Origin of the sequence: Promicromonospora kroppenstedtii DSM 19349 (assembly GCF_000515355.1) — a bacterium.
In the GTDB taxonomy this organism is placed as follows: domain Bacteria; phylum Actinomycetota; class Actinomycetes; order Actinomycetales; family Cellulomonadaceae; genus Promicromonospora; species Promicromonospora kroppenstedtii.
In genome coordinates, this window is the sequence record NZ_KI911760.1 from 259,387 (window position 1) to 261,903 (window position 2,517).

The window sequence follows — 2,517 nt, forward strand, 5'->3', positions numbered from 1 at the left end:
CGCGAGGGCGACCGTCCGGCGGTCGACGTCGACGGCGGTCACGCGGGCGACCCGCAGGGTCACGCCGGTGCCGGCGAGCAGGTCGGTGAGCGGGCGGGCCCTCAGGTCCTGCCCCGCGGCGAGCTGGTGCAGCCGGACCCGCTCGACGAAGTCGGGCTCGGCGTTGACCAGGGTGAGCTCGACGTCGTCGCCGTGCAGCCGGCGGGCCAGGCGGCCGGCGGCGGAGGCTCCGGCGTACCCGGCTCCGAGAATGACGATGCGGTGCTTCATGATCCGTCAGCTCCTGTCGTTCGGGACGGTGGTGCCTCCTGAACGGGACAGCAGGGCGAACCCTGACAGATCGCACCTGTGACGCCGGTCACAGGCCCCGGATCACCAGCCCTTGATCAGCGGCTCCCCGTGCTCGACGGCGGCCCACTGCCGCTCGGCCCGGCCGAGCTTGTCCGGGTTCACCTGGCTGAGCACCGCGGTGATCCCGGCCCCGGTCGCCTCCAGCGTCATGACGCCGACCACCCGGTCACCGACCACGACGACCAGCGCCGGGAGGCCGTTGGCGGTCCACGCGTAGAAGTCGGGGCTGCCCCCCAGCATCGTGCGCTTGACCTCCGCCGGCCGGAACAGACCGCGCAGGAACTTGGCCATGGCCTGGGCCCCGAGCACGGCCGTCGCACGGGCGGGAACCTTGCCGCCGCCGTCGCCCACGCCCACGACGTCGGCGGTGAGCAGCCGGACCAGGGGTTCGAGCTGCCCGCTCGTGGCCGCCGCGAGGAACTCCTCGACGACCGGCCGGGCCGCCGCGACGTCCACCGCGGCGCGGGTGCGCTCCGCGGCGAGGTGCTGCCGGGCCCGGTGGAACACCTGCTGGCTGCCCGCCTCGGTGAGGTCGAGCATGTCGGCGATCTCGGCGTGCGAGAACGCGAACGCCTCGCGCAGCACGTAGACCGCCCGCTCGGTGGGCGTGAGCCGCTCCATCAGCACGAGCATCGCGGTGGACACGGAGTCCCGCTGCTCCGCCGTGTCGGCCGGGCCGAGCATCGGGTCGCCGCCCAGCACCGGCTCCGGCAGCCACTCGCCCACGTAGACCTCACGGCGGGCGCGCGCGGACTTCAGCTGGGTGAGGCACAGGTTGGTCAGCACCCGGGTCAGCCAGGCCTCCGGCACGCGGATCTGCGCACGGTCGGCCGCCTCCCACCGCAGGAACGTCTCCTGGGCGGCGTCCTCGGCCTCCGACGCCGAGCCGAGCAGCCGGTACGCGATGGCCTCCAGCCGCGCGCGCAGGCCCTCGAAGAGCTCCAGCTCGTCCTGCCGCAGCGGCTCACCAGGCACACCAGTCATGGCGCGACCCTACTGCGCGAACTCACCCGCTGGTACGGGCTCGTTCGCGCGCCGACGCCCGGCCGCGGCCCTACGCTGAACCCACCATCGAACCGTGTCCGGCACGGTCGCCGGGAGGAGAGTGCGCATGTCCTTCGTCACCCGTGGTTTCTCCGGTCGCAGACGTGAGGCGGACCCACGCCTCCCGCCGGGCCAGACGCTGGTCCAGGACTGGCCGGTGCTCAGCGCCGGACCCACCCCGCATGTCGACACCGCGGACTGGGAGTTCACCATCCGCGACGAGACGGGCGCCGACCACCGGTGGAGCTGGGACGAGCTGCTCGCGCTCGGGGTCGAGGACGTCACCGTCGACATCCACTGCGTGACCCACTGGTCCAAGCTCGACATGGCCTGGCGCGGCGTCAGCCTCGACAAGGTGTTCGAGAACGTCGAGTCCGAGCACGAGTACGTCATGGCGCACTCCTACGGCGGCTACACGACCAACGTGCCGCTGGAGGACCTGCTGGACGGCAAGGCCTGGATCGCGACCGAGGCCGAGGGCGAGCCGCTCGACCCCGAGCACGGCGGCCCGGCCCGGCTGCTCGTGCCGCACCTGTACTTCTGGAAGAGCGCCAAGTGGCTGCGGGGCCTGACGATGATGCCCGACAACGGCCCGGGCTTCTGGGAGCAGTACGGCTACCACCTCTACGGCGACCCGTGGAAGGAGGAGCGGTACTGGTGAGCACGCAACCCGCGGACGTCGCGAGCCCGCCCAGGCCACGCGTCTCCTGGCACACCGGGACCGTGGTCGAGACGCGCCGTGAGACGCCGTCCGCCGTCCGGATCACGCTGGACGTGCCCACGTGGCCCGAGAGCCCGGCGGGCGCGCACCTCGACGTGCGCCTCACCGCCCCGGACGGCTACCAGGCGAGCCGGTCCTACTCCGTCGCCTCGGCCATGCCGGCCGGCCAGGTGGTCCTCGCCGTCGACGAGGTGCCCGACGGCGAGGTCTCCCCCTTCCTGGTGCACGACCTGCGGCCCGGCGACCAGGTCGAGCTGCACGGACCGCTGGGCGCGTTCTTCGTCTGGCGGCCCGGCCGGAGCACGCGCCCGGTGCAGCTCGTCGCGGGCGGGTCCGGCGTCGTGCCGTTGTACGCCATGGCCGCCGCGCACGGCGCCGCCGCCGACACCGTGCCCTTCCGG

General features: G+C 73.5%; 3 protein-coding genes and 1 pseudogene. 2 read left to right on the top strand and 2 right to left on the bottom strand.

The annotated features are described in order from the left end of the window. Together PROKR_RS36545 and sigJ are read right to left on the bottom strand one after the other, a co-directional pair. Positions 1 to 270 (bottom strand): annotated as a pseudogene (locus PROKR_RS36545) (oxidoreductase); the annotation flags it as partial. 102 nt (positions 271 to 372) lie between these two features. After that, entirely contained in the window at positions 373 to 1,335 is a 963-nt protein-coding gene (gene sigJ, locus PROKR_RS28515) for an RNA polymerase sigma factor SigJ (RefSeq protein WP_036970628.1), read from the bottom strand. A gap of 127 nt (positions 1,336 to 1,462) precedes the next feature. Between sigJ and PROKR_RS28520 the strand changes: the two genes are divergently transcribed. Both PROKR_RS28520 and PROKR_RS28525 read left to right on the top strand, forming a co-directional pair. Continuing rightward, positions 1,463 to 2,056, top strand: a complete 594-nt coding sequence (locus tag PROKR_RS28520; RefSeq protein WP_036970630.1) for a sulfite oxidase-like oxidoreductase — start codon at positions 1,463 to 1,465, stop codon at positions 2,054 to 2,056. Beyond that, a partial coding sequence (locus PROKR_RS28525; protein ID WP_036970632.1) for an FAD-binding oxidoreductase occupies positions 2,053 to 2,517 on the top strand: 465 nt, incomplete at its 3' end. The genes PROKR_RS28520 and PROKR_RS28525, both read left to right, overlap by 4 nt.

Excerpts from the sequence above, each read along its gene's own strand:
- PROKR_RS28520 (WP_036970630.1), top strand. The coding sequence starts at position 1,463 with ATGTCCTTCGTCACCCGTGGTTTCTCCGGTCGCAGACGTGAGGCGGAC.
- sigJ (WP_036970628.1), bottom strand. The coding sequence starts at position 1,335 with ATGACTGGTGTGCCTGGTGAGCCGCTGCGGCAGGACGAGCTGGAGCTC.